Genomic DNA, 22,561 nt, shown 5'->3' with positions numbered 1-22,561 from the left:
TCCCTGTGTCGAAGGCCGGCATCGATGTCCTCTTCGTCTCAGCCTTCTGCCTTGCGCAGCACGTAGCCGATGCGCGGGAAATGCACATGCACCGTGCCGGCGCGCTCGTCGCTGCGGCGCAGGGTGTAGTGCATGCGGGTGGCGGCGAGCAGTTCGCCCTCGGTCGACTCGGGGCCAAAGCTCTCGGCCGTGACCGTGACGCGGCTGCCCAGCGCAATGCCGTGCTCGTCCTGGAACGGTTCGTCGGCGAGCGCAGCCGGTGTGGCGCGGGCGGCGATGGCGATCGCGTCGGCGGAGCCGAGCTCCTGCGAGGGGCCGTGGCCGATGGCGGCCATGCGGTCCATCCAGGCCAGCACGCCGGGCGTGGCATCGAGGATGCCGGCCATCGACGGCACGCGCACACGGCTGAACCACAGCGGGTGGTAGACGGCGAAGTCGGCCACGCAGGGCGCATCGCCCAGCAGGAACGGATGCTCTTCCAGCATGTTGGCCAGGCGGCGCAGGTAGCTGCGGTAGGCGGCGGCGGCATCGGCCGGGCGCAGGCGCGTCATGTTCACGCTCATCTTGCCGCGGTCCTCGCCGAAGGCCTTGCCCAGGGCTGGATCGGTGAACAGCGTGGCCGCGCCCTTGGGCTGCAGCGTGTAGGCCATGGCGGCCCAGAACAGCGTGCTGTCGGCCCACTGCGCGAGCACGCGGGCCAGGCCTTTGTTGTGCGGCGGGTAGAGCGTGGGCGTGGCCTGGCGGTGCTCGAGCACGTCGCAGATCAGGGCGCTGTCGCAGTAGATGTCGGCCCCGATCTGCAGGAACGGCGTCTTGCGGTAGCCGCCCGTGAGCGCCAGCACGTCGGGCTTGGGCATGATGGCGGGAATAGTGACGGACTTCCAGGGCAGTTTCTTGTAGCCGAGGATCAGGCGCACCTTCTCCGAGAACGGGGAGGTGGGGTAATGGTGAAGGATCAGGTCGCTCATGGCAGTTCCTTCAGCGAGGCAGGGCCCGCTGGATGATGGTGTCGAAATCGGTGCCGGCACCCAGGGTGCCGAAAGCCTGGCCCCAGTTGCCGCCCAGGCGCGAGTCGCAGAACGCGCCGAACACGGCGGCCGGCGCGGTCTGGTAGAGCAGCGCGGCCTGCACGGCCAGCGCCACGTCCTGCGCCAGGCGGCGCGCTTCCAGCTCGGTGGCCATCTCTTCCACACGCGTGGGCAGTGCGGCCACGAGACGGTCCAGCGCGGGGTGCGCGCCTTTGGCGGGTGCCAGCTCGTGCGCCAGCGCGGCGGCAGCGTCGGCCTTGCGTAGCGCACGCAGCAGGTCCAGCGCCATGATGTTGCCCGCGCCCTCCCAGATCGAGTTGAGCGGCATCTCGCGGTAGATGCGGGCCATGATGCCCTCGCCGCCCTCCTCCACATAGCCGTTGCCGCCCAGGCACTCCATCGCCTCCTGGGCGAAGTGGCTGCCACGCTTGCAGATCCAGAACTTGGCCACCGGTGTGAGCAGGCGCGCCATGACCTGCTCGTGCGGATCGCCCTGGCGGTCGAAGGCCCGGGCCAGCCGGATGGACAGCGCGGTGGCCGCCTCCGACTCCAGCGCCAGATCGGCCAGCACGTTGCGCATGAGGGGCTGCGCGACCAGCGGCTTGCCGAAGGCCTGGCGCTGGGCCGTGTGGTTCAGCGCAATGGCCAATGCCTGGCGCATCAGGCCGCTGGTGCCCAGGGCGCAGTCCAGCCGCGTCATGGTGCCCATCTCGAGGATCTGCGGCACGCCGCGCCCCTCCTCGCCCACCAACCAGGCGCTGGCCTGCTGAAACTCGACCTCGGAGCTGGCGTTGGCCTTGTTGCCGAGCTTGTCCTTGAGGCGCTGGATGCGGATGGCGTTGAGCGAGCCGTCGGGCAGCACGCGCGGCAGGAAGAAGCAGCTCAGGCCGCCCGGCGCCTGGGCCAGCACCAGGAAGGCATCGCACATCGGCGCCGAGAAGAACCACTTGTGGCCGGTCAGCCGGTAGCGTTGGCCCCAGGCATCGCTGCCATCGGCCGCGGCCTGGGTGGTGTTGGCCCGCACGTCGGAGCCGCCCTGCTTCTCCGTCATGCCCATGCCCATGGTCAGGCCGGGCTTGTCGCGCCAGATTTTCAGCGCCGGATCATAGGCGCGGCTGGCCAGGCCCGGGCCCCAGTCGGCGTAGATGGCCGCATTGCTGCGCAGCGCGGGCGTGACCGCGTAGCTCATCGAGATCGGGCACAGGATGGAAGGCTCGAGTTCGGTGAACAGCATGAAGCCGGCGGCGCGCCGCACATGGGGCGAGACCGCGGGGTCGGCCCAGGGCGTGCCGTGCAGGCCGGCGCCGGTGGCGGCCGTCATCAGCGCGTGGTAGCTCGGGTGGAATTCCACCCGGTCGATGCGCCGGCCAAAGCGGTCATGGCTGTGCAGCTCGGGCGTGTGGATATTGGCCAGCCGCGCGTGGGCCTGCATCTCGGCACTGCCGAGCCGCGCGCCGAGCGCGGCCAGCTCCGCCGTGGCCAGCTGCGGCGCGTTGAACTTCAGCGCATCGCGCAATGGCCGATTGCCATCGAACAGGTTGTAGTCGACCAGCGGCTCGGGCTGGTTGAAGACGTCATGGGTGATGTCCATGGGGCCCCCGCGCCAGAGTTCAGATCAGCTTGACGAGTTGCTTGCCGAAGTTCTTGCCCTTGAGCAGGCCGAGAAAGGCTTCAGGCGCTGATGCGATGCCCTGGGCGATGGATTCTCGCGGGCGCAGCTTGCCCGTGGCGACCAGCGTGCCCAGTTCCTTGAGCGCCTCGGGCCAGACTTCCATGTGTTCACCCACGATGAAGCCCTGCACCTTGAGGCGGTTGACCAGGATCAGCGCCGGGTAGGCCAGCGGCATCGGCCTGCCGTCGTAGCCGGCGATCATGCCGCACACCGCGATGCGGCCATGCGCGTTCATGTTGGCCAGCACGGCGTCGAGCACCATGCCGCCCACGTTTTCAAAGTAGCCGTCGATGCCCTTGGGGCAGGCCTCGCGCAGCGCCTTGGCCAGCGAGCCGGCGTCCTGATGCAGCTTGTAATCAACACAGGCGTCAAAGCCCAGTTCATCGACGGCGTACTTGCATTTGTCCGGGCCACCGGCAATGCCCACCGCGCGCAGGCCCCGTGCCTTGGCCAGCGCGCCGTAGGCGCTGCCCACGGCGCCGGTGGCGGCACTGACCACCACGGTCTGGCCGGCTTGGGGTTCGATGATTTTTACCAGGCCGTACCAGGCGGTCACGCCGGGCATGCCGACGGCGCCCAGGTAGTGGCTCAGCGGCACATGGGTGGTGTCCACCTTGCGCAGGGCGCCGGGCTGGTCGGCGCTGACCACGCTGTACTCCTGCCAGCCGCCCATGCCGACCACCTTGTCGCCGGCGGCGTATTTGGGCGAACGGCTTTCCACCACCTCGCCCACCGTGCCGCCGATCATCACCTCGCCCAGCGGCTGCGGCTGCGCGTAGCTCTTGCCGTCGTTCATGCGGCCGCGCATGTAGGGGTCCAGGCTCAGGTAGTGGTGGCGCACCAGCACCTGGCCGTCCTCAAGCGGCGGCGTGTCGCGCGAGACGAGCTTGAAGTTGCCGGTGGTGGCTTCGCCCTGCGGGCGGTTGTCGAGAACGATCTGTTGGTTGAGAGGCATGTCAATCTCCTGAAGTCTTGGGTGTGGCGCTCACGTAGCGGAAGGTACCGCTGGCCTGGGCACAGCGCCTGCCCTCGGCGTCGAACACCGTGGCCTCGGCAAAGGCCATGCGGCCGGTCCTGTGCAGCAGCGTGCCGCGCGCGGTGAGCACGCCGAGCGAAGGTTGAAAGAACGTGGTCTTCATTTCGATGGTGATGACCGAGGCGCCGCCGTTGCTGCTGCGCGCGGCCTGCGCCATGGCCACGTCCAGCAGTGTCATGATGACCCCGCCGTGCGCCAGATGCAAATGGTTTTCCTGGTCGGGCCGCACTTTCAGGCGCAGCTCGGACTGCCCGTCGGCCGAGGCAACCAGTTCGATGCCCTGGGCGTGGACGAACGGGATGTGGGACGGGTAATCCAAGCGCCCGCCCTTTCAGCCGCCGGTGACGATGCTCACGCCGCCGTCCACCGCCAGCCACTGGCCGGTGATGTGCTTACCGGCGTCCGAAGCGTAAAGCACGCACAGGCCCTTCAGATCCTCGTCGTCACCCAGACGGCGCAGTGGCGCGTGTGCGGCCAGCGTTTCCTCGCCCATGGCCTTGAGCGTGCCCACCGTCATCTTGCTCGGGAAGAAACCCGGGCAGATGGCATTGACGCGGATGTTGTAGCGGCCCCATTCGGCGCCCAGGGTGCGCGTGAAATTGATCACCGCGCCCTTGGAGGTGTTGTAGGCAATGGTGTTCATCCCGGCAGGGTTTCCGCCCAGGCCGGCGATCGAGGCCACGTTGATGATGCTGCCGCTCTGGCGGGCGATCATGCTCTTCTTGGCAATGTGCTGGCTCAGGATGAAATAGCCGCGCACATTGAGGTTCATCACCTTGTCCCAGGCCTCGACCGGGTGGTCTTCGGCAGGCGCGCCCCAGGCGGCGCCGGCATTGTTGATGAGGATGTCCACATCGCCCATGCGCTGCAGGGTTTCATCGGCCAGGCGGCGGATGTCCTCTTCCTTGGCGCAGTCGGCGGCGATCCAGCGGGCGTCGATGCCGGCCTTCTGCAGCACGGCGGCGGCCTCTTCCAGGTCTTCGGCCTTGCGCGAGCTCAGCATGATCTTCGCGCCGGCCTCGCCGAGCGCCTGGGCCAGTTGCAGGCCCAGGCCGCGCGAGCCGCCGGTGACGAGGGCGGTCTTGCCTTCGAGGTTGAAGAGTTGCTGGATGGTGCGGGTCATTGGAAATCTCCTTCGGGCATTCGATGCGTCGATTGTGCGATGCCTGCCGGCCGTCTGCCTGTCCCGGGCGCGATATTCGCGCTGGCTCAGGCGTCTTCCCGGAGCCTGGAGCGCACCCAGATCAGCGTGAAGCCTGCGGCCGCCACCACGCTGCCCGCCACGACCAGCGACCAGCCGAGCGCGTCGTCCTCGCGTTCGGTCGCCAGGCCGAGCACGGCAGCGAGCAGGCCGCCGTAGATCAGGATCCAGATCAGCTTCTGCAGCCGGGCCAGCGCGCGGGGCGAGGCCATCAGAACGCCTCTTCCGGCAGTTCGGCGCAGGTCAGGTCGCGGGTTTCGACGACCTTGAGCCAGGCCCCGATCTTTGGAAGTTCGTAGCGGTAGAAGTACGTCATGGCGCCCAGTTTACCGGCGCGGAATGCGGCTGATTCCGCAGCGCCTGTGCGCTGGGTGGCCAGCACCACGTCCAGCCAGATCCAGGCCAGCACGGTGTGGCCAAAGGCCTGCATGTAAGGCACGGCATTGGCCAGCGCATCGGCCGGGTTGCCGGTGGCCCAGGCGGCCTTGGTGGCCGCGCCGACCTGCTGCAACGCCTGGCCCAGCGCATTGGCATGCACGGCCAGCGCCGGCACCTGGATGGCGCGCTCGATGGTGGCATTGATGCGGCCGGCCAGCAATTGCAGGCCCCGGCCGTTTTCCATCAGCACCTTGCGGCCCAGCAGGTCAGTGGCCTGGATGCCGTGCGTGCCCTCGTGGATCATGTTCAGGCGGTTGTCGCGCCAGTACTGCTCCACCGGGAAGTCGCGCGTATAGCCATAGCCGCCGTGGATCTGAATCGCCAGCGAATTGGCCTCGAGGCACCACTCGCTGGGCCAGCTCTTGGCGATGGGCGTCAGCACCTCCAGCAGCAGCCGGGCGTCATCGACGGCCTGGGCCTCGCCGGTCTTCTGTTCGTCCACCAGCCGGGCGCAATACAGCTCCAGTGCCAGCGCGCCCTCGCAGTACGACTTCTGCGCCAGCAGCATGCGCTTGACGTCGGCATGCTCGATGATGCGGATCTGCGGCTGCGAGGCGTCCTTGCCGCCCACGCCGACGGGCCGGCCCTGTGGCCGGTTCTTCGCATAGTCGAGGCTGGCGTAGTAGCCGGCCATGCCCAGCATGGTGGCCGCCGTGCCAACGCCGATGCGTGCCTCGTTCATCATGTGGAACATGCAGTGCAGGCCCTTGCCGGGCTCACCCACGAGGTAGCCCACCGCGCCAGCCTTGCCTCCTACCGGGTACTTGCCTTCGCCGAAATTGAGCAACGTGTTGGTGGTGCCGCGCCAGCCCAGCTTGTGGTTCAGGCCCGCGAGTGCCACGTCGTTGCGCTCACCAGTCAGTTCGCCCTGGGTGTTCACCATCCGCTTGGGCACGATGAACAGCGAGATGCCGCGTGTGCCCGGGATCAGCCTGCCATCGGCATCGGGGATCTTGGCCAGCACGATGTGCACGATGTTCTCGGTCAGCTCATGGTCGCCGGCCGAGATCCACATCTTGTTGCCGGTCAAGCGGTAGCGCGGACCCAGCGGGTCGTTCTGAAAGTCGTCGCCGTCCGGCACGGCGCGCGTGGCCACGTCGCTCAGGGACGAGCCGGCCTGCGGTTCCGACAGGCACATGGTGCCCGACCAGCGGCCGGAAAACTCGTTCTTCGCAAAGACCTCCTGCTGCATCGGCGTGCCGTGCACCATCAGCAGGTTGGCGTTGCCGCTGGTGAGCATGCCCGAGCCGATGCTGACCGAGGCCATGGCGAAGAAGCTGTTGGCCGCCGCCTGCACCGTGTAGGGCAGCTGCATGCCGCCGATCTCGTAGTCCTGCGCGGCGCTCAGCATGCCCGAGGCCGCGAAGGCGGCATGGGCCTCGTGCGTGGCCTTCGGCAGGATCACCTTCTCGCCGTCGAAGCGCGGCTCCTCGGTGTCCACGGTGCGGTTGAACGGTGCGTACTTCTCGCGCGCGATGCGCTCACAGGTGTCGAGCACCGCGTCGAAGGTTTCGCGCGAATGGTCGGCGAAGCGCTCGCGCTGGTTCAGCGCCTGGGCGTCGAGCCAGTCGTAGAGCAGGAAGTCGAGGGTGCAGCGAAGCTTCATCGTTTTTTCGCTTTGTTTTTGGTTCCAACCATCCAAGTGGTATGCATTGGAATGTCCCGCTTTCTTCGACGTGACTTTTTCTCAATCAATTCGATCAACTCATCTGCCTGCGTTAAATGCTTACGAACCAAGGAAGGCTCGAGCAACATTTGCTGCTTATGCTGAGGAGCCCCCCAGTGAACGTAGACTGCCCGCTCCGCATCCACCTTGATCTCTTCTCGCACGCGTTCGTCTTTGCCGTGCGCGAGCCAATTCCTGAACTCAAAAAGCATTGGAACGCATTGAAATGGCGCCTTGCCGAAATCCGTTTGCAGCCCCAGTGCAGTGCCAATGAGCTGGCACTTCTCTTTTGGAGATAGCTTGCGTTCAAGAAAATCCCAATGTGGTATCCAAACGCGCCCAGCGGAGTTTGCAAAGGCTTCTAAGCAAAAACCTCCAAAGACTAACGCGGCAGCGGCGTTACTCTTCAGTCCTTCTGGCCGCGACGCGTCTTCAGCACTCTCTAAAAAATATTCGGCTTGATCCGCAATCCAAGCGTGTGCAACAAACCATCCTGACTTCCAGACGATATCGCTCACGCTAAGCTCACAAGACTTAGCTCACAGCACCTCAAACACACCCGCAGCACCCATGCCGCCGCCGATGCACATCGTGACCACGACCTTCTTGGCGCCGCGGCGCTTGCCCTCGATCAGCGCGTGGCCCGTGAGGCGCTGGCCGCTCACGCCATAGGGGTGGCCCACCGCGATGGCACCGCCGTTGACGTTCAGGCGGTCACCGGGGATGCCGAGCTTGTCGCGGCAGTAGATCACCTGCACGGCAAAGGCTTCGTTCAGTTCCCACAGGTCGATGTCGTTGACCGTGAGGCCGAGCTTCTTGAGGACCTTGGGGATCGCGAAGACCGGGCCGATGCCCATTTCATCGGGTTCGCAGCCGGCCACGGCGAAGCCGAGGAAGCGGCCCAGGGGCTTGAGGCCCTTGCGCTGCGCCACGTCTTCGTTCATCACCACCACGGCGCCGCCGCCGTCGGAGAACTGGCTGGCATTGCCCGCGGAGATCACGCCGCCCGGGATGGCCGGCTTGATGCCGCTGATGCCTTCCTTGGTCGTGCCGGGGCGGATGCCTTCGTCGTTGCTGACGGTCACTTCCTTGGTGCGCAGGCCCATCACGGGATCGGCCACGCCGGCCAGCACGGTGATGGGGGCGATCTCGTCCTTGAACAGGCCCGCTTCCAGCGCGGCCGTGGCCTTCTGCTGGCTGGCGGCGCCGTACTCGTCCATGGCATCGCGGCTGATGCTGTAGCGCTTGGCCACCTGCTCGGCCGTCTGCAGCATGTTCCAGTAGATCTCGGGCTTCATCTTCTCCAGCACCAGGTCCCTCAGCATATGCGTGTTCATTTCCTGCTGTACGCAGGAGATGCTTTCCACGCCGCCTGCGACGAAGATGCCGGCTTCGCCCGCGATCACGCGCTGGGCCGCCATGGCGATGGTCTGCAGGCCCGACGAGCAGAAGCGGTTGACCGTGACGCCCGAGGTGGTGACGGGGCAATCGGCCATGAGCGCGATCTGGCGCGCGATGTTGGCGCCGGTGGCGCCTTCGGGGTTGGCGCAACCCATGATGACGTCGTCCACCTCGGCCGGGTCGATGCCCGCGCGCTGGATGGCGTGCTTGACGGCATGGCCGCCGAGCGTGGCGCCGTGGGTCATGTTGAATGCGCCCTTCCAGCTCTTGGCGAGCGGGGTGCGGGCGGTGGAGACGATGACGGCGTTGGTCATGACGGATCCTTTCTGGAGGCGTTTTGCAGAAGCTGGTGGTAGAAGCGAATCATCTCGGCGTAGTTCTTCACCGAAATGCGTTCGTTGGTGCCGTGGAAACGCGGCAGGTCTTCATTGGTGGCGCGCACCGGCGAGAACTTGTAGATGTTGTCACTGACCTCGCTGAAATAGCGCGAGTCGGTGGCCGCTACCATGAGGCCCGGTGCCACGATGGTGTTGGCGAAGGTTTCGCGGATGGTACGGTTGATGGCCTGATAGCCCTCTGACGTGGTGGGGGCCACCGGCGACGCTTCGGCGTTGCCGGGGTACTGCGTGATCGTGATGGCGTCGTTGGCCACCGCCTGTTTCACATGGTCCCCCACCGCCGCCAGCGTGTCGCCCGGCAGCAGGCGGAAGTTGACGACGGCTTCCGCGTGCCCGGGCAATACGTTGTCCTTGTTGCCGGCATTCACGATGGTGAGCGCCGTGGTGGTGCGCAGCATGGCATTGGTGGAGGGTGCGTTCTCGAGCTGTTTCTGCACCAGCGGCCGGAACAGCCAGAGGTTGGACAGCACGACACGGTTCAGGCCATTCATCTCAGGCGCGATGGCATCGAACATCTCACCTGCCACGCCGCGAATGGCCGCCGGCATCTGCTTGTTTTCGAGGTTGGCCAGCGCCACGCTCAGCATGCCGATGGCCGAACTCTTGCCCGGCATGGAGGAATGGCCGGGCGTGGTGTCCAGGCTCAGCACATAGGTGCCATAGCCTTTTTCGGCAACGCCGATCAGGGCGGCGTTGGGATCCAGGCCCTTGAGGATGCCCTCGGTAACGAGCAGGCCTTCATCGATGATCCAGTCGAGCTTGACGCCGCGCGATTTGAGGAGTGCGGCCATAACCTTGGCACCGCGCACGCCCAGCACCTCTTCGTCGTCGCCCATGATGAGGTAGACCGTCTGGCGCGGCTTGAAGCCCGAGCCGATCAGCATCTCGATGGCTTCGAGTTGGGAGAACAGGTTGCCCTTGTTGTCCCACGCGCCGCGGCCCCAGACGAAACCGTCCTTGATTTCGCCGCCGAAGGGCTCGGCCTTCCACATCTTCTCGGTGCCAGAAGCAATGGGCACCACATCCTGGTGCGCCATGAGCGCAATCGGCTTGGCGGCCGGGTCGGTGCCCTGCCACGTGTAGAGCAGGCTGTTCTGGCCGATGACCTCGCGCTTGAGCGTAGCGGCCACCTTCGGGAAGCTCTGCTCGATGTGCGCGTGCAGCTTCTTGAACTCGGCGTCGTTGGCCTTGGCGTCGTCCTTGTCGGAGATGGTGCGCAAGCGCACCGCCGCCGCCAGCCGGCTGGCGGCGGCGGCCTCGTCAACGGCCACCGGCGTGACGGGCCGGATGGCCAACTGGCGCGAAGGCGTCATGGCCGTTTTCAAGCCCACTGCCGCGGCCAGCAGCACGATGACACCCACGAGCGCCAGGAAAATGCGCTTGATCATTCGCGACTGCCCCGTTGTGCTCAGTTGAAGGTCTTGCCTTCGGCGGCCAGCTTGGCCAGCAGCGGCGCGGGCTCCCAGAACTTGGCGTCGTCCAGCGGGTTGCGGGCAAAGCGGTTCATGCTCTGCACTACGTTGAACAGGCCCACCTGATCGGCGTAGAGCATCGGGCCGCCGCGGTAGATCGGGAAGCCGTAGCCCGTGAGGTAGACCATGTCGATGTCGCTGGCGCGCGAGGCAATGCCCTCCTCCAGGATGTGCGCTGCCTCGTTGACCAGCGAGTAGACCAGGCGCTGGACGATCTCCTCGTCGGAAATCTTGCGCGGCGTGATGCCCAGCTCCTTGCGATGGTCCTCAATCATCTGATTGACGAGTGCCGAGGGGATCGCATCGCGCTTGCCGGCCTGGTAGTCGTACCAGCCGGCGCCGGTCTTCTGGCCGAAGCGGCCCAGCTCGCACAGCTTGTCGGCGGTGCGGCTGTACTTCATGTCGGGCTTTTCCTGCGAGCGGCGCTTGCGGATGGCCCAGCCGATGTCGTTGCCGGCGAGGTCGCCCATGCGGAACGGGCCCATGGCGAAGCCGAATTTCTCGATGGCCTTGTCCACCTGGGCCGGCGTGGCGCCCTCATCGAGCAGGAAGCCGGCCTGGCGGCTGTACTGCTCGATCATGCGGTTGCCGATGAAGCCGTCGCAAACGCCCGACACCACGGCCGTCTTCTTGATTTTCTTGCCCAGGGCCATCACGGTGGCCAGCACGTCCTTGGCCGTCTTGGCGCCGCGCACCACTTCCAGCAGCTTCATCACGTTGGCCGGGCTGAAGAAATGGGTGCCGATCACGTCCTGCGGACGCTGGGTGAAGGATGCAATCTGGTTGACATCCAGCGTGGAGGTGTTGGACGCCAGGATGGCGCCAGGCTTCATCACCCGGTCGAGTTCCTTGAACACCTTTTCCTTGACGCCCATTTCCTCGAACACGGCCTCGATCACCATGTCGGCGTCCTTGAGGTCGTCATAGCTCAGCGTGGTGGACAGCAGGCTCATGCGCTGCTCGTACTTGTCCTGCTTGAGTTTGCCCTTCTTGACCTGCGACTCGTAGTTTTTGCGGATCGTGGCCAGGCCGCGGTCCAGCGCTTCCTGCTTCATCTCGAGGATCTTCACGGGAATGCCGGCGTTCAGGAAATTCATCGAGATGCCGCCGCCCATGGTGCCGGCGCCGATCACGGCCACCGACTTGATGGCGCGCTGCGGCGTGTCTTCCGGAACGTCCGGAATCTTGGAGGCGGCGCGCTCGGCCGCGAAGATGTGGCGCAGCGCGCGGCTCTCGGGGGTCCACATCAGGTTGATGAAGATCTCGCGCTCGAAGGCCATGCCTTCGTCGAACCTCTTCTTCGTTGCGGCTTCGACGGCGTCCACGCACTTGGCCGGCGCCGGGAAGTTCCTGGTCATGCCCTTGACCATGTTGCGTGCGAACTGGAAGTAGGCATCGCCCTGCGGGTGCTTGCACGGCAGGTTGCGCACCAGCGGCAGCGGGCGGGCATCGGCCACCGAGCGGGCGAAAGCCAGGGCCTCCTCGGCCAGGGATTCCAGTGACGCGGCCATCTTGTCGAACAGCTTCTGGCCCGGCTGCTGGGCCAGCAATTCGCTCTTGACCGGCTCGCCGCTGACGATCATGTTCAGCGCGGTTTCCACACCGAGCGCACGCGGCAGGCGCTGCGTGCCGCCGGCTCCGGGAATCAGGCCGAGCTTGACCTCGGGCAGCGCCACGTTGGCGCCGGGTGCGGCGATGCGGTAGTGGCAGCCCAGCGCCAGTTCCAGGCCGCCGCCCATACAGACCGAATGCACGGCCGCGACCACCGGCTTGGATGAGTTCTCGACCGTCAGGATCACGCTCAGCAGGTTGGGCTCGTGCAGCGCCTTCGGCGTGCCGAACTCCTTGATGTCCGCCCCACCCGAGAACGCCTTGCCGGCGCCCGTGATGACGATGGACTTGACCGCTGCATCCGCATTGGCCTTGGCCAGGCCGTCGGTGATGCCCTGGCGCGTGGCCAGGCCCAGACCGTTGACGGGCGGGTTGTTCAGGGTGATCACGGCCACGTCGCCGTGGACTTTGTATTCAGCCGTCATGCTGGTGTTCCTCAGTGAATGGAAAAAGAACGGTCGTTCTATTTTTGATTGTAGAAGGTTTATGTTGCACCGCAATGAGGGGTTGTCTCGATTGGGACAATCCCTCTCACGGTTTTTACACTTCGAGCCACTCCTTGCGGACGTAGGCGTCGGCGCGCAGGGTGGCGGGCGTGCCCTGGAACACGATGCTGCCATGCCCCATGACCAGCGCGCGGTCGGAGATCTGCATCGCGATGGTGAGCTTCTGCTCGATCAGCAGCACCGAGATGCCGCGTTCCTTGAGGGTCTTGAGGTAGCCGGCGACCAGCTCGACGATCTTCGGCGCCAGGCCTTCGGTGGGTTCGTCGATGATGATGAGATCGGGGTCGCCCATCAGGGTGCGGCACAGCGTGAGCATCTGCTGCTCGCCGCCGGACAGCACGCCGGCCTCGACATGCTGGCGCTCCTTGAGGCGGGGAAACATGCCATACATGTCGTCGAAGGACCAGCGGCTGCCCTTGCCCGAGCCCTTCTGGCCCAGCAGCAGGTTCTGGTGGACGGTCAGCTGCGAGAAGATGTCGCGGTTTTCCGGGACGTAGCCCAGGCCCAGGTGGGCAATCTCGTAGGGCTTGCGGCCCACGAGCGGCTGGCCCTTCCACTGCACCTGGCCCGTGCACTGCACCATGCCCATGATGGCCTTGGCGGTGGTCGAGCGGCCCGAACCGTTGCGGCCCAGCAGCGCGACGATCTCGCCTGCGCCCACGCCGAATTGCACGCCGTGCAGCACGTGGCTCTTGCCGTAGTAGGCGTGAAGGTTGTCGATTTCCAGCATGTTCAGTGTCCCTGCGCCTGCGCGTCCGCCACGTGCGAACCCAAATACGCTTCCTGCACGCGCTGGTTGGCGCGCACGGCCTCCGGCGTGTCGAAGGCGATCACCTCGCCATAGACCACCACGGCGATCTTGTCGGCCAGGCCGAACACCACGCCCATGTCATGCTCCACCGTGAGCAGGGTCTTGCCTTGCGTCACCTCCTTGATGAGGCTGATGAAGCGGCTGGTTTCGCTGCGGCTCATGCCGGCCGTGGGCTCGTCGAGCAGGATCACGCTGGCGCCGCCCGCGATGGTGATGCCGATTTCCAGCGCCCGCTGTTCCGCGTAGGTCAGGTTGGTGGCCAGCACGTCGCGCTTCTTTTCGAGCTTGATCATCTTCAGCAGGGTTTCGGCGCGCTCATTGGCGTCATCCAGGCCCGACAGGAAGCGCAGGAAGGTGTAGCGGTAGCCCAGGCTCCACAGCACGCCGCAGCGCAGATTCTCGAACACGCTGAGCTTGGGGAAGATGTTGGTGATCTGGAAGCTGCGCGACAACCCGGCCCGGTTGATCTCGTAGGGCGCCTTGCCGTCGATGCGATTCCCGTGCAGGACGACCTCGCCGCTGGTGGGGGCGAAGCGTCCGCTGATCAGGTTGAACAGTGTGGATTTGCCCGCGCCGTTGGGGCCGATAATGGCCACGCGCTCGCCGGGCGCCACCTTGAGGTTGACGCCGCGGATGATTTCCGTCTTGCCGAAACTCTTGCGCAGGTCGCGTAGCTCCAGCGCGTTGGGGGTGCCGCTCATGCCGCCAGCTCCTTGCGCTTGATGTCGCGCTCGATGTCTTCCTGTATCTGGCCCCAGCGCGTGGCGAAACGCCGGCGCACGATTTCGAGCAGGCCCAGGCCCACGGCCAGCAGCGCCACGGCGGCGGCCCAGGTCAACGGGTTCTGCGTGTCGAGCATCAGGCCCGCCAGGGGCACGTTGGGGCCAAGCGCGGCATTGAGCTGCCGGTGATAGGCCATCTCGATCAGCATGGCCGCGCCGGCCAGCGCAATCAGGCCGGTTGCCAGCAGGCCGAGGTAGGACGGCCACAGCGGGCGCCACCGGCCGAAACGCGCCACGCGCAGGTTCATCATGATCAGGCTGGCGACGCCGCCGGGCGCGTACATCACCATGAACAGGAACACCAGGCCCAGGTAGAGCAGCCAGGCCTTGCTCATCTCCGACAGCAGCACCGAGGCCAGCACCAGCAGCACGGCGCCGATGATGGGGCCGAAAAAGAAGGTGGCGCCGCCCAGGAAGGTGAACAGCAGGTAGCCGCCCGAGCGGATCGGGCTGACGCTGTCGATGGCGGTGACGATCTCGAAGTTGATGGCCGCCAGCCCGCCCCCGATGCCCGCGAAGAAACCCGCGATGATGAAGGCGAAGTAGCGCACGCGCTGGGTGTTGTAGCCGATGAACTCCACGCGCTCGGGGTTGTCGCGCACCGCGTTCAGGATGCGCCCGAGCGGCGTGCCGGTGAAGGCAAACATCAGCGCGGTGCAGATGAAGCAGTACGCGGCGCACAGGTAGTACACCTGCATCTGCGGCCCGAAGGTGATGCCCAGGAAGGACTGCCCGTACACGCGGTTGCCGCTGACGCCGCCCTCCCCGCCAAAGAACTCGGGGAACATGAAGGCCATGGAGGCCACCAGTTCACCGATGCCCAGGGTGATCATGGCAAAGGTGGTGCCCGACTTCTTGGTGGTCACGAAGCCCAGCAGCGCCGCGAAGAACATGCCGGCCAGGCCGCCGCAGATGGGAATCAGCGACAGAGGGATCGGCACTCGGCCGGCGGACGCCAGGTTGATGGCATGGATGGCGATGAACGAGCCCAGGCCCGTGTACACCGCGTGGCCGAAGCTCAGCATGCCGCCCTGCCCGAGCAGCATGTTGTAGGACAGGCAGATGATGATGACATAGCCGATCTGCGACAGCATGGTCAGCGCCAGGCTGCTGCGAAAGACATGGGGCGCCAGGATCAGCGCCAGCGCGAACGCGGTCCAGATGATGGCGCGGCCGATGTTGAGCGGCTTGAAGCGGTAGTACGCCGGAGTGGAGGTGCTCATGGTGTCAGTCTTCCCGCGTGCCGAGCAGGCCCTTGGGCCGGAAAATGAGGATCAGCACCAGGAACAGGTACGGAAGGATGGGCGCCACCTGCGAGACCGACAGGCGCCAGACCGGCCAGCCGAAGCTCTGGTCGTTGACGCTGACGCCGAATGACGCGAACAGGTTGACGAAGGAGTAGTCGATGGCGATGGCGAAGGTCTGGACCACCCCGATCAGCAGCGAGGCGAGGAAGGCGCCGGCCAGCGAACCCATGCCGCCGACCACCACCACCACGAAGATGATGGAGCCGACCGAACTGGCCATGGCCGGTTCGGTCACGTAGGTGTTGCCGCCGATCACGCCGGCCAGGCCCGCCAGCGCGCAGCCGCCGCCGAACACGAGCATGAAGACGCGCGGCACGTTGTGGCCCAGGGCCTCGACCATCTCGGGGTTCTTGAGCGCCGCCTGGATCACCAGGCCGATGCGCGTGCGCGTGAGCAGCAGCCAGACCGACAGCAGCATCAGCATCGCGACGAGCATGATGAACGAGCGCGATTTGGGGAACTGGGTGCCATACAGCGTGAACAGCGGCCCCTGCAACTGGGAAGGCAGCTGATACGGCACGGTCGAGCGGCCCCAGACCAATTGCACCAGCTCGAGGATCAGGTAGGACAGCCCGAACGTGACCAGCAGCTCGGGCACATGGCCGAACTTGTGCACGCGCCGCAGGCTGTAGCGCTCGAACAGGGCGCCCAGCGCGCCAACCAGCAGCGGTGCAATGACCAGTGCCGGCCAGAAGCCGATGCTGCCCGACAGCGTGTAGGCGAAATAGGCGCCCAGCATGTAGAAGCTCGTGTGCGCGAAATTGAGCACCCCCATCATGCTGAAGATGAGTGTGAGGCCCGAACTCAGCATGAACAGCAGCAGGCCGTAGCTCACGCCGTTGAGCATCGAGATCGCAAAAAACTCCGGATTCATGAGGGACTGGGCTCCAGGCAAAAGAAAGGCCCGAGTTCGGTCGGGCCTGGCGCCCGCGGGCCGGACTGGCCCGCGGAAATCGTCGGATCAGGGACGCTTCATCTGGCAGGACGTCGGCGTGCTGGCCACGTAGGGCTCATAGTACTTGACGGGCACGAAGGTGTAGCCGGTGCTTTCGGCATCCAGCGGATTCTTGCCGCCGGCCTTCTCCCAGCGTGCGATGTACAGGCCCTGCTGCAGCTGGTGGTCGGTCTTGCGCATCTCGACTTCACCGTTGTAGCTCTTCATCTTCATGCCTTCCATGACCGCCGCGACCTTGACCGGGTCGGTGGACTTGGCGCGCGCCATCGCTTCGCTGAGCATCGCGAACACGGTGTAGATGTCCTGCGTGTAGAGGTCTTCGTTGAACTTGGCCTTGAAAGCCTTGCCCAGGCGCTCGATCTCGCCGCCCATGTTGTAGTGGCCGTAGCCGACCTGGTACACGCGGCCGGCAGAGGCGGCGCCCATGGCGGTCGGCGTACCGCTGACCGTGCCGTAGTAGGTGTAGAACTTGACGTTGAGGCCCGCGTCGTTGGCGGCCTTGATCAGCAGCGTGAGGTCGGAACCCCAGTTGCCGGTGATCACGCTGTCGGCACCCGAGGCCTTGATCTTGGCAATGTAGGGCGCGAAGTCGCGCACCTGGGCCAGCGGATGCAGGTCTTCGCCGACGATCTGGATGTCGGGACGCTTGGCGGCAAGATTGGCCTTCGCGTACTTGGCGACCTGCATGCCGTGCGAGTAGTTCTGGCCGATCAGGTAGACCTTCTTGATGTCCTTCTCATCCTTCATGAAGGTCGTGAGGGCTTCCATCTTCATCGAGGTGTCGGCGTCGAAGCGGAAGTGCCAGTAGTTGCACTTGCTGTTGGTGAAGTCAGGGTCCACCGCGGCGTAGTTCATGTACATGACCTCCTTGCCGGGGTTGCGCGAGTTGTTCTTGTCGATCGCGTCGATGATGGCCTGCGCCGCGCCGGAGCCGTTGCCCTGCACGATGTAGCGCGCGCCCTGGTCCATGGCCGAACGAAGCGCCGTGGTGGTTTCCTGGGGTGACAGCTTGTTGTCGATGCCGATGATTTCGTACTTCACGCCCGCCGCGTTCTTCTTGTTGAACTCTTCGGCCAGGAACTGGAAGCTCTTGAGCTGGTTGGTGCCGACAGCGGCCATCAGGCCCGACAGCGGGTCGAGCCAGCCGATCTTGACGGTCTCGCCCTTCTGGGCAAATGCCATGCCCGTGCATGCCATGAGGGCACAGGTGGCGGCGAGTTTGAGAGTGAATTTCATGGGTTGTCTCCAGGGGGTTCTGAACAGGCGCAGCGTACAAGTTTTTGTGCAGTGCAACGTCAGGGATTGCCCCTACCAACTATCGCCTGTGCGACTGTTAGCGGTAGGGCAAAACTCACGTGCGTCAGGCAATGCCTACAGCTGCGGCAGTTTGTAGTCCTTAAGTTGTTCGCGCAGCCGGGTCTTGAGGATCTTGCCGGTGGCGCCCAGGGGAATGGCATCGACGAAAACCACGTCGTCGGGGATCTGCCATTTGGCGGTCTTGCCTTCGTAGAACTTGAGAAGTTCCTCGCGTGTCACCTCGGCCCCTGGCCGCTTGACCACGGCGATGATGGGCCGCTCGTCCCACTTGGGATGCTTCACGCCGATGCATGCGGCCATCGCCACGGCCGGGTGGGCCACGGCAATGTTCTCGATGTCGATCGAGCTGATCCATTCGCCGCCGGACTTGATCACGTCCTTGCTGCGGTCGGTGATCTGCATGTAGCCGTCGGCATCGATGGTGGCCACGTCGCCCGTGGGGAACCAGCCGTGGCCGTTGGCATCCTTGACGAGCGGGTCACCGCCCTCGCCCTTGAAGTATTCGCGCACGATCCAGGGGCCCCTGACCAGCAGGTCGCCGTAGGTCTTGCCGTCGCGCGGCAGCTCCTGGCCATCCTCGCCCACGATCTTCATGTCCACGCCATAGATCGCACGGCCCTGCTTCAGGCGGATTTTCATCTGCTCGTCCTTGGGCAGCGCCAGGTGCTTGTTCTTCAGCGTGCACAAGGTGCCCAGCGGGCTCATCTCGGTCATGCCCCAGGCATGCAGCACTTCCACGCCATAGTCTTCCTGGAAAGCGGTAATCATGGCGGGCGGACAGGCCGAGCCGCCGATCACGGTGCGATTGAGCCTGGAGAATTTCAGGCCGGCCGGCTTCATGTGGGTCAGCAGCATCTGCCAGACGGTGGGCACGCCGGCAGCGAAGGTCACCTGCTCGGCTTCGATCAGGTCGTACACCGACTTGCCGTCCAGCGCCGGGCCGGGAAACACCAGCTTGCAGCCGGTCAGCGCCGCCGAATAAGGCAGGCCCCAGGCGTTGACGTGGAACATGGGCACCACGGGCAGCACCGAATCGCGCGCGCTCAGGCACATCACGTCGGGCAGCGCGGCGGCATAGGCGTGCAGCGTGGTGGAGCGGTGGCTGTACAAAGCAGCCTTCGGGTTGCCCGTGGTGCCGCTGGTGTAGCACATGCTGGAGGCCGAGTTCTCGTCGAACTCGGGCCAGGCATAGTCGCTGGACTGGGCGCCGATCCAGGCTTCATAGCTCGTCAGATTGGGGATGCCGCTGTCGGCCGGCAGCTTGTCGGCATCGCACAGCGCAATCCAGTGCTTGACCGTGGCGCACTTGGCATGCACGGCCTGAATGAGCGACAGGAAGGTCATGTCGAAGCACAGCACCTGGTCTTCGGCGTGGTTGGCGATCCAGGCGATCTGCTCAGGGTGCAGGCGCGGGTTGATGGTGTGCAGCACGCGGCCCGAGCCGCTGACGCCGAAATACAACTCCAGATGGCGGTAGCCGTTCCAGGCCAGCGTCGCCACGCGGTCGCTGAATGCGAGCTTCAGGTCATCGAGCGCGTTGGCGACCCGGCGCGCGCGCGCGGCCACATCCTTGTAGGTATACCGATGGATATCGCCTTCGACGCGGCGCGAGACGATTTCACCGTCGCCATGATGCCGCTCGGCAAATTCGAGCAACGATGAAATCAGCAGCGGTTGGCTTTGCATCAAACCCAGCATGGGTACTCCTTGGGAAGCATTGGTTTCAGATCCTTTGATCGTAGTGGCTGGAAAGGGGCGTGAAAAGCCGCGATTACACCTAGGGCTTGCGCACCGAGGGCGCGGGCTTACTTGGCGAATTTCTCGCCCGGTCCGATGATGGTCAGTTCGACGAAGCGCGAACCCTGGTGCGACTCCCTGCTGAAGCCGACTTCGAAGCCGCCCAGGTTGAGTTGTCTCATGCCCTCCAGGGCGCTGATGAACTTCGCCCGCGTCAGGTCCCGGCCTGCGCGCCGAAGCCCTTCGACGAGCACCTTGGCATTGATGTAGCTCTCGAAGCCGAGGAACGACAAGTTGTCATAGCCGGCCTTCTGCATGCTGGCGCGGTATTCCCTGGCCAGCACGCTGCTCTGGCTCCAGGGAAACGGCACGACCGAGGTGACCACCACGCCGACGCCGTCAGGGCCCAGGGCCCGCAGCGTGGCCTGGGTACCCATCACCGACAGTGTGTAGAACCGCATGCCCTTGCGCAGCTTGTTGTAGCTCTTGATGAAGCTCACCGTGGGCACGCCGGTGGTGATCATGACGATGACCTCGGGGCGCTTGTCGTGCAGCTCGGCAACGGCCTTCTCGGTGTCGGAGCCGTCGGGCTGGATCGAGGCCGTGGCATAAGGCTTCATCGCCCGCTTGCGCATGGCTTTCTCGATGCCGGCCATGCCGTCCTGGCCCATGCCGTTGTTGATCCAGAGCACGCCGATGCGCTGGACGCCGATGGTCGTCAGGTGCTGGACCAGCTTCTCGAGCTCGTCGGCGTAGCTCGCCCGGATGTGGAACACGTTGTTCATGGCCGGGTAGCGCACCACGTCCGCGCCCGTGAACGGCGCGAACACCGGCACCGGCGGCTTCTCGCCGGCCAGCATGGGCAGCACGCCCGCCACGTTGGCCGTGCCGGTCATGCTGTAGAGCGCGAAGACCTGCTCGTCCTCCACCAGCTGGCGCACCGTCTTGAGCGTGTTGGCCGGCTGGTAGCCGTCGTCCAGGACCACGGTCCGGATCCTGCGGCCGTTGACGCCGCCCCCGGCATTGACCGCGTCGAAATACGCCTGGGCGGCATGCGTGATGTCCGGCGCCAGCTCGGCCAGCGGGCCCGTCAGACCCAGCGACTGGCCGAGCACGATCTCCTTGTCGGTCACGCCGGCCTCGGCGCTGAGCGCGGCAGGCGCGGCGAGGCCCATGGCCAGGCTGAAAAGGCAGGATAGAAAGCGTGAATATTTTTTCATGGTTGTCTCCATCGCCGGCCGTCGGACAAGGCCCGGTCTCCAGCGATGGGCGCGAGTTTGGAGCCGGGGTGAACCGCGTGCAACAGCTGTCGTCTTGGCGACAGATCGGCCGCGCCTGCTGCGCCCCTATTGCGTGGAAATGCTGGCCTGCGTCAGGCTCGCATCGAAGAACAGCTTATGCGGCCAGGGCTGCCACGGCGTGCCCAGCGCGGCATGGTTCGGGTCGCCGTTGCGCGCGAAGGCGCCGAGGCTGGCCATCATCGCGGCCGACAGCGCCAGCCGCCCCGGCTTGTTGGCCGTGCTGTTGACCGCGTTCGAGAACACCGAAGGCCCGAACGTGCCGAACAGGAACGGCAGGTCGAAGGCATGCGCCGCGCCATAGACCTCGTTCCAGGGCGCAGGCTCCTGCGCCCAGTTGAACTGGTAGTACCAGACGTTGGGTTGCTGGCCCGCCAGCGTGTTCAGCACGTTGTCCCGGTTGGGCGTCATGAACAGGTTGCCCAGCAGCGCCGTCTTCGCGTTGTAGCCCGAGCCCGGCGTGGTGACCGGCAGGTACGAGGCGTCGAGGATGTCGGCCGAGGTCAGGCCGGTGGGCGCATCGGGATTGAAGCCCGCCATCAGGTCGAAGCGCAGGGCATCGCTGACCTTGATGCCGGGCGCCCCGCCCAGCAGCGTGAGGAACGGCGCGAACAGCTTGCCCTCGTCGGCCGTATTGCCCGCCAGCACCGGCACCTTGTTGTAGTGACCCGAAGCCATGGCCGCGATCGGGTCCGCGGGCAGGACCGTTCCATCGGGAATCGGGCCCGAGGTGCTCAGGCCCTTGGCCAGCACCATCGCCAGAATGGCTTTCGCATCCTTGCCGCGCAGGTAGTCGGCGATCTGGGCGGGTGTCTGGGTGCCAGCATAGACCTGCGCCGCGGCCAGGTCCGCCGCCTTGCCGTCGGCCACCAGCAGGTTCAGCAGCAGGGCGTTGCCTTGCGCCAGATAGGCCGAAGCCGGATTGAGCGTTGGGAGCATGCCCGGCGCCAGGTTGCTGGCCAGCGAAATGCCCCCGCTCAGCGGCACGGCCTTGTGGAACAGGCCCGCGGCCAGCGGCGAGGCCATCAGCGCCCAGGTGTTGATGGCGCCGGCGGACTGGCCCATCAAGGTGACGTTGCCGGCATCGCCGCCGAATCCCGCGATGCTGCCCTTGACGAACTGCAGGGCCTGCATGATGTCCAGCAAGGCGAAGTTGCCCGAATCGTCCGCCGCGCTGGCGCCGGTCTTGAGCTGGGGCAGGTTCATGAAGCCCAGCACGCCCACACGGTAATTGGTGGTGACGACCACGGCATTGGCAGCCTTGGCCAGCGCGGCGCCGTCGTACACCGGGTCGGCGCTGTAACCCGAGATGTTGCTGCCGCCATAGGCGAACACGATCACGGGCAGCTTCGCCGTGGCGGTGGCGGGACGCCAGATGTTCAGCGTCAGGCAGTCTTCGCTGCCCACTGGCGTGTTCAGGGTGCTCGCGATGCTGGCATCGTAGGTGTTGTTGGCGCCGGGTCCGTAGATGCGGCCGTTCTGCAGGCAGGCGTTGCCGAATTTCTGCGCGGCCAGCGTTCCGCTCCAGGGCGCGGGCGCCACCGGAGCCTTCCAGCGCAACGCGCCGACCGGGGGTTGGGCGAAAGGAACGCCCTTCCACGAGTAGGTGCCCGTCGTGGCGGCCTCGTTGTTGCCACGGACCTGGCCATAGGCCGTGGCGCGCAGTTCCGGCGCATCGCGCGGCACCTCCGGGGCGGCCGTGTCCGGCTGGGAAGCGCTCAGCGTGGTGCCACCGCCGCATCCGTAAAACAAGGCTGCCAAGCTCACGCCCAGCATCGGCCAAAGCCTGCTGTTCACCGTCATCTCTGTCTCCTCTTGCGGGTAAATATCGACTTGCGCGCACCGGCGAAATCACTTCGAATCCACGGAGCGCGCGGTGTGTGCCGCGACAGAAAAATTCTAGGGACCGGACGCTGCAAGACCGC

19 protein-coding genes are annotated in these 22,561 nt (G+C 65.5%); all 19 read right to left on the bottom strand.

Annotated elements, in window-relative coordinates; genetic code table 11:
- Positions 1-38 precede the first annotated feature (38 nt).
- Positions 39-968, bottom strand: a complete 930-nt coding sequence (locus MMF98_RS08670) for a glutathione S-transferase family protein (protein WP_243305877.1) — start codon at positions 966-968, stop codon at positions 39-41.
- A 10-nt stretch (positions 969-978) separates the two neighbouring features.
- The gene (locus tag MMF98_RS08665; RefSeq protein WP_243305876.1) at positions 979-2,619 is read right to left on the bottom strand and encodes an isovaleryl-CoA dehydrogenase; all 1,641 of its coding nucleotides are present in this window, start codon (positions 2,617-2,619) and stop codon (positions 979-981) included.
- Positions 2,620-2,638: 19 nt separating this feature from the next.
- Positions 2,639-3,655, bottom strand: coding sequence for an NADP-dependent oxidoreductase (locus tag MMF98_RS08660; protein WP_243305875.1), 1,017 nt, complete (start codon positions 3,653-3,655; stop codon positions 2,639-2,641).
- Position 3,656: 1 nt separating this feature from the next.
- The gene (locus MMF98_RS08655; protein ID WP_243305874.1) at positions 3,657-4,055 is read right to left on the bottom strand and encodes a PaaI family thioesterase; all 399 of its coding nucleotides are present in this window, start codon (positions 4,053-4,055) and stop codon (positions 3,657-3,659) included.
- Between the two features lie 12 nt (positions 4,056-4,067).
- The gene (locus tag MMF98_RS08650) at positions 4,068-4,859 is read right to left on the bottom strand and encodes an SDR family oxidoreductase (RefSeq protein ID WP_243305873.1); all 792 of its coding nucleotides are present in this window, start codon (positions 4,857-4,859) and stop codon (positions 4,068-4,070) included.
- An 86-nt stretch (positions 4,860-4,945) separates the two neighbouring features.
- Positions 4,946-5,149, bottom strand: coding sequence for a hypothetical protein (locus MMF98_RS08645; RefSeq protein ID WP_243305872.1), 204 nt, complete (start codon positions 5,147-5,149; stop codon positions 4,946-4,948).
- Complete coding sequence (locus MMF98_RS08640; RefSeq protein ID WP_243305871.1) at positions 5,149-6,981, bottom strand: acyl-CoA dehydrogenase; 1,833 nt, start codon at positions 6,979-6,981, stop codon at positions 5,149-5,151. The genes MMF98_RS08645 and MMF98_RS08640 overlap by 1 nt, the downstream gene beginning before the upstream one ends.
- Positions 6,978-7,559 carry a hypothetical protein gene (locus MMF98_RS08635; RefSeq protein ID WP_243305870.1) on the bottom strand — a complete coding sequence of 194 codons (582 nt, stop codon included), beginning with the start codon at positions 7,557-7,559 and terminating at the stop codon, positions 6,978-6,980. The genes MMF98_RS08640 and MMF98_RS08635 overlap by 4 nt, the downstream gene beginning before the upstream one ends.
- A 21-nt stretch (positions 7,560-7,580) precedes the next feature.
- A complete protein-coding gene (locus MMF98_RS08630) occupies positions 7,581-8,756 on the bottom strand; it encodes an acetyl-CoA C-acyltransferase (RefSeq protein WP_243305869.1) in 1,176 nt (391 codons plus the stop codon).
- Entirely contained in the window at positions 8,753-10,228 is a 1,476-nt protein-coding gene (locus MMF98_RS08625; RefSeq protein ID WP_243305868.1) for a M20 family peptidase, read from the bottom strand. The genes MMF98_RS08630 and MMF98_RS08625 overlap by 4 nt, the downstream gene beginning before the upstream one ends.
- A gap of 20 nt (positions 10,229-10,248) precedes the next feature.
- Entirely contained in the window at positions 10,249-12,348 is a 2,100-nt protein-coding gene (locus MMF98_RS08620) for a 3-hydroxyacyl-CoA dehydrogenase NAD-binding domain-containing protein (RefSeq protein WP_243305867.1), read from the bottom strand.
- Positions 12,349-12,463: 115 nt separating this feature from the next.
- The gene (locus MMF98_RS08615) at positions 12,464-13,159 is read right to left on the bottom strand and encodes an ABC transporter ATP-binding protein (protein WP_243305866.1); all 696 of its coding nucleotides are present in this window, start codon (positions 13,157-13,159) and stop codon (positions 12,464-12,466) included.
- A gap of 2 nt (positions 13,160-13,161) precedes the next feature.
- Positions 13,162-13,941 (bottom strand): ABC transporter ATP-binding protein, encoded by a 780-nt coding sequence (locus tag MMF98_RS08610; protein WP_243305865.1) that lies wholly within the window; start codon positions 13,939-13,941, stop codon positions 13,162-13,164.
- The gene (locus MMF98_RS08605; protein WP_243305864.1) at positions 13,938-15,245 is read right to left on the bottom strand and encodes a branched-chain amino acid ABC transporter permease; all 1,308 of its coding nucleotides are present in this window, start codon (positions 15,243-15,245) and stop codon (positions 13,938-13,940) included. The genes MMF98_RS08610 and MMF98_RS08605 overlap by 4 nt, the downstream gene beginning before the upstream one ends.
- A gap of 4 nt (positions 15,246-15,249) precedes the next feature.
- The gene (locus tag MMF98_RS08600) at positions 15,250-16,203 is read right to left on the bottom strand and encodes a branched-chain amino acid ABC transporter permease (RefSeq protein ID WP_243305863.1); all 954 of its coding nucleotides are present in this window, start codon (positions 16,201-16,203) and stop codon (positions 15,250-15,252) included.
- An 87-nt stretch (positions 16,204-16,290) separates the two neighbouring features.
- Entirely contained in the window at positions 16,291-17,520 is a 1,230-nt protein-coding gene (locus tag MMF98_RS08595) for a branched-chain amino acid ABC transporter substrate-binding protein (RefSeq protein ID WP_243305862.1), read from the bottom strand.
- A gap of 135 nt (positions 17,521-17,655) precedes the next feature.
- On the bottom strand, positions 17,656-19,299 hold the full coding sequence (locus tag MMF98_RS08590; protein WP_243305861.1) for a 3-(methylthio)propionyl-CoA ligase: 1,644 nt from the start codon (positions 19,297-19,299) through the stop codon (positions 17,656-17,658).
- Between the two features lie 107 nt (positions 19,300-19,406).
- On the bottom strand, positions 19,407-20,558 hold the full coding sequence (locus tag MMF98_RS08585; protein WP_243305860.1) for an ABC transporter substrate-binding protein: 1,152 nt from the start codon (positions 20,556-20,558) through the stop codon (positions 19,407-19,409).
- A 126-nt stretch (positions 20,559-20,684) separates the two neighbouring features.
- Positions 20,685-22,439 (bottom strand): carboxylesterase/lipase family protein, encoded by a 1,755-nt coding sequence (locus MMF98_RS08580; RefSeq protein WP_243305859.1) that lies wholly within the window; start codon positions 22,437-22,439, stop codon positions 20,685-20,687.
- Between the last annotated feature and the right edge of the window lie 122 nt (positions 22,440-22,561).

It is taken from the genome of Variovorax terrae, from assembly GCF_022809125.1.
Lineage (GTDB): Bacteria > Pseudomonadota > Gammaproteobacteria > Burkholderiales > Burkholderiaceae_C > Variovorax_A > Variovorax_A terrae.
This window is presented reverse-complemented; position numbering and strand designations above follow the sequence as displayed.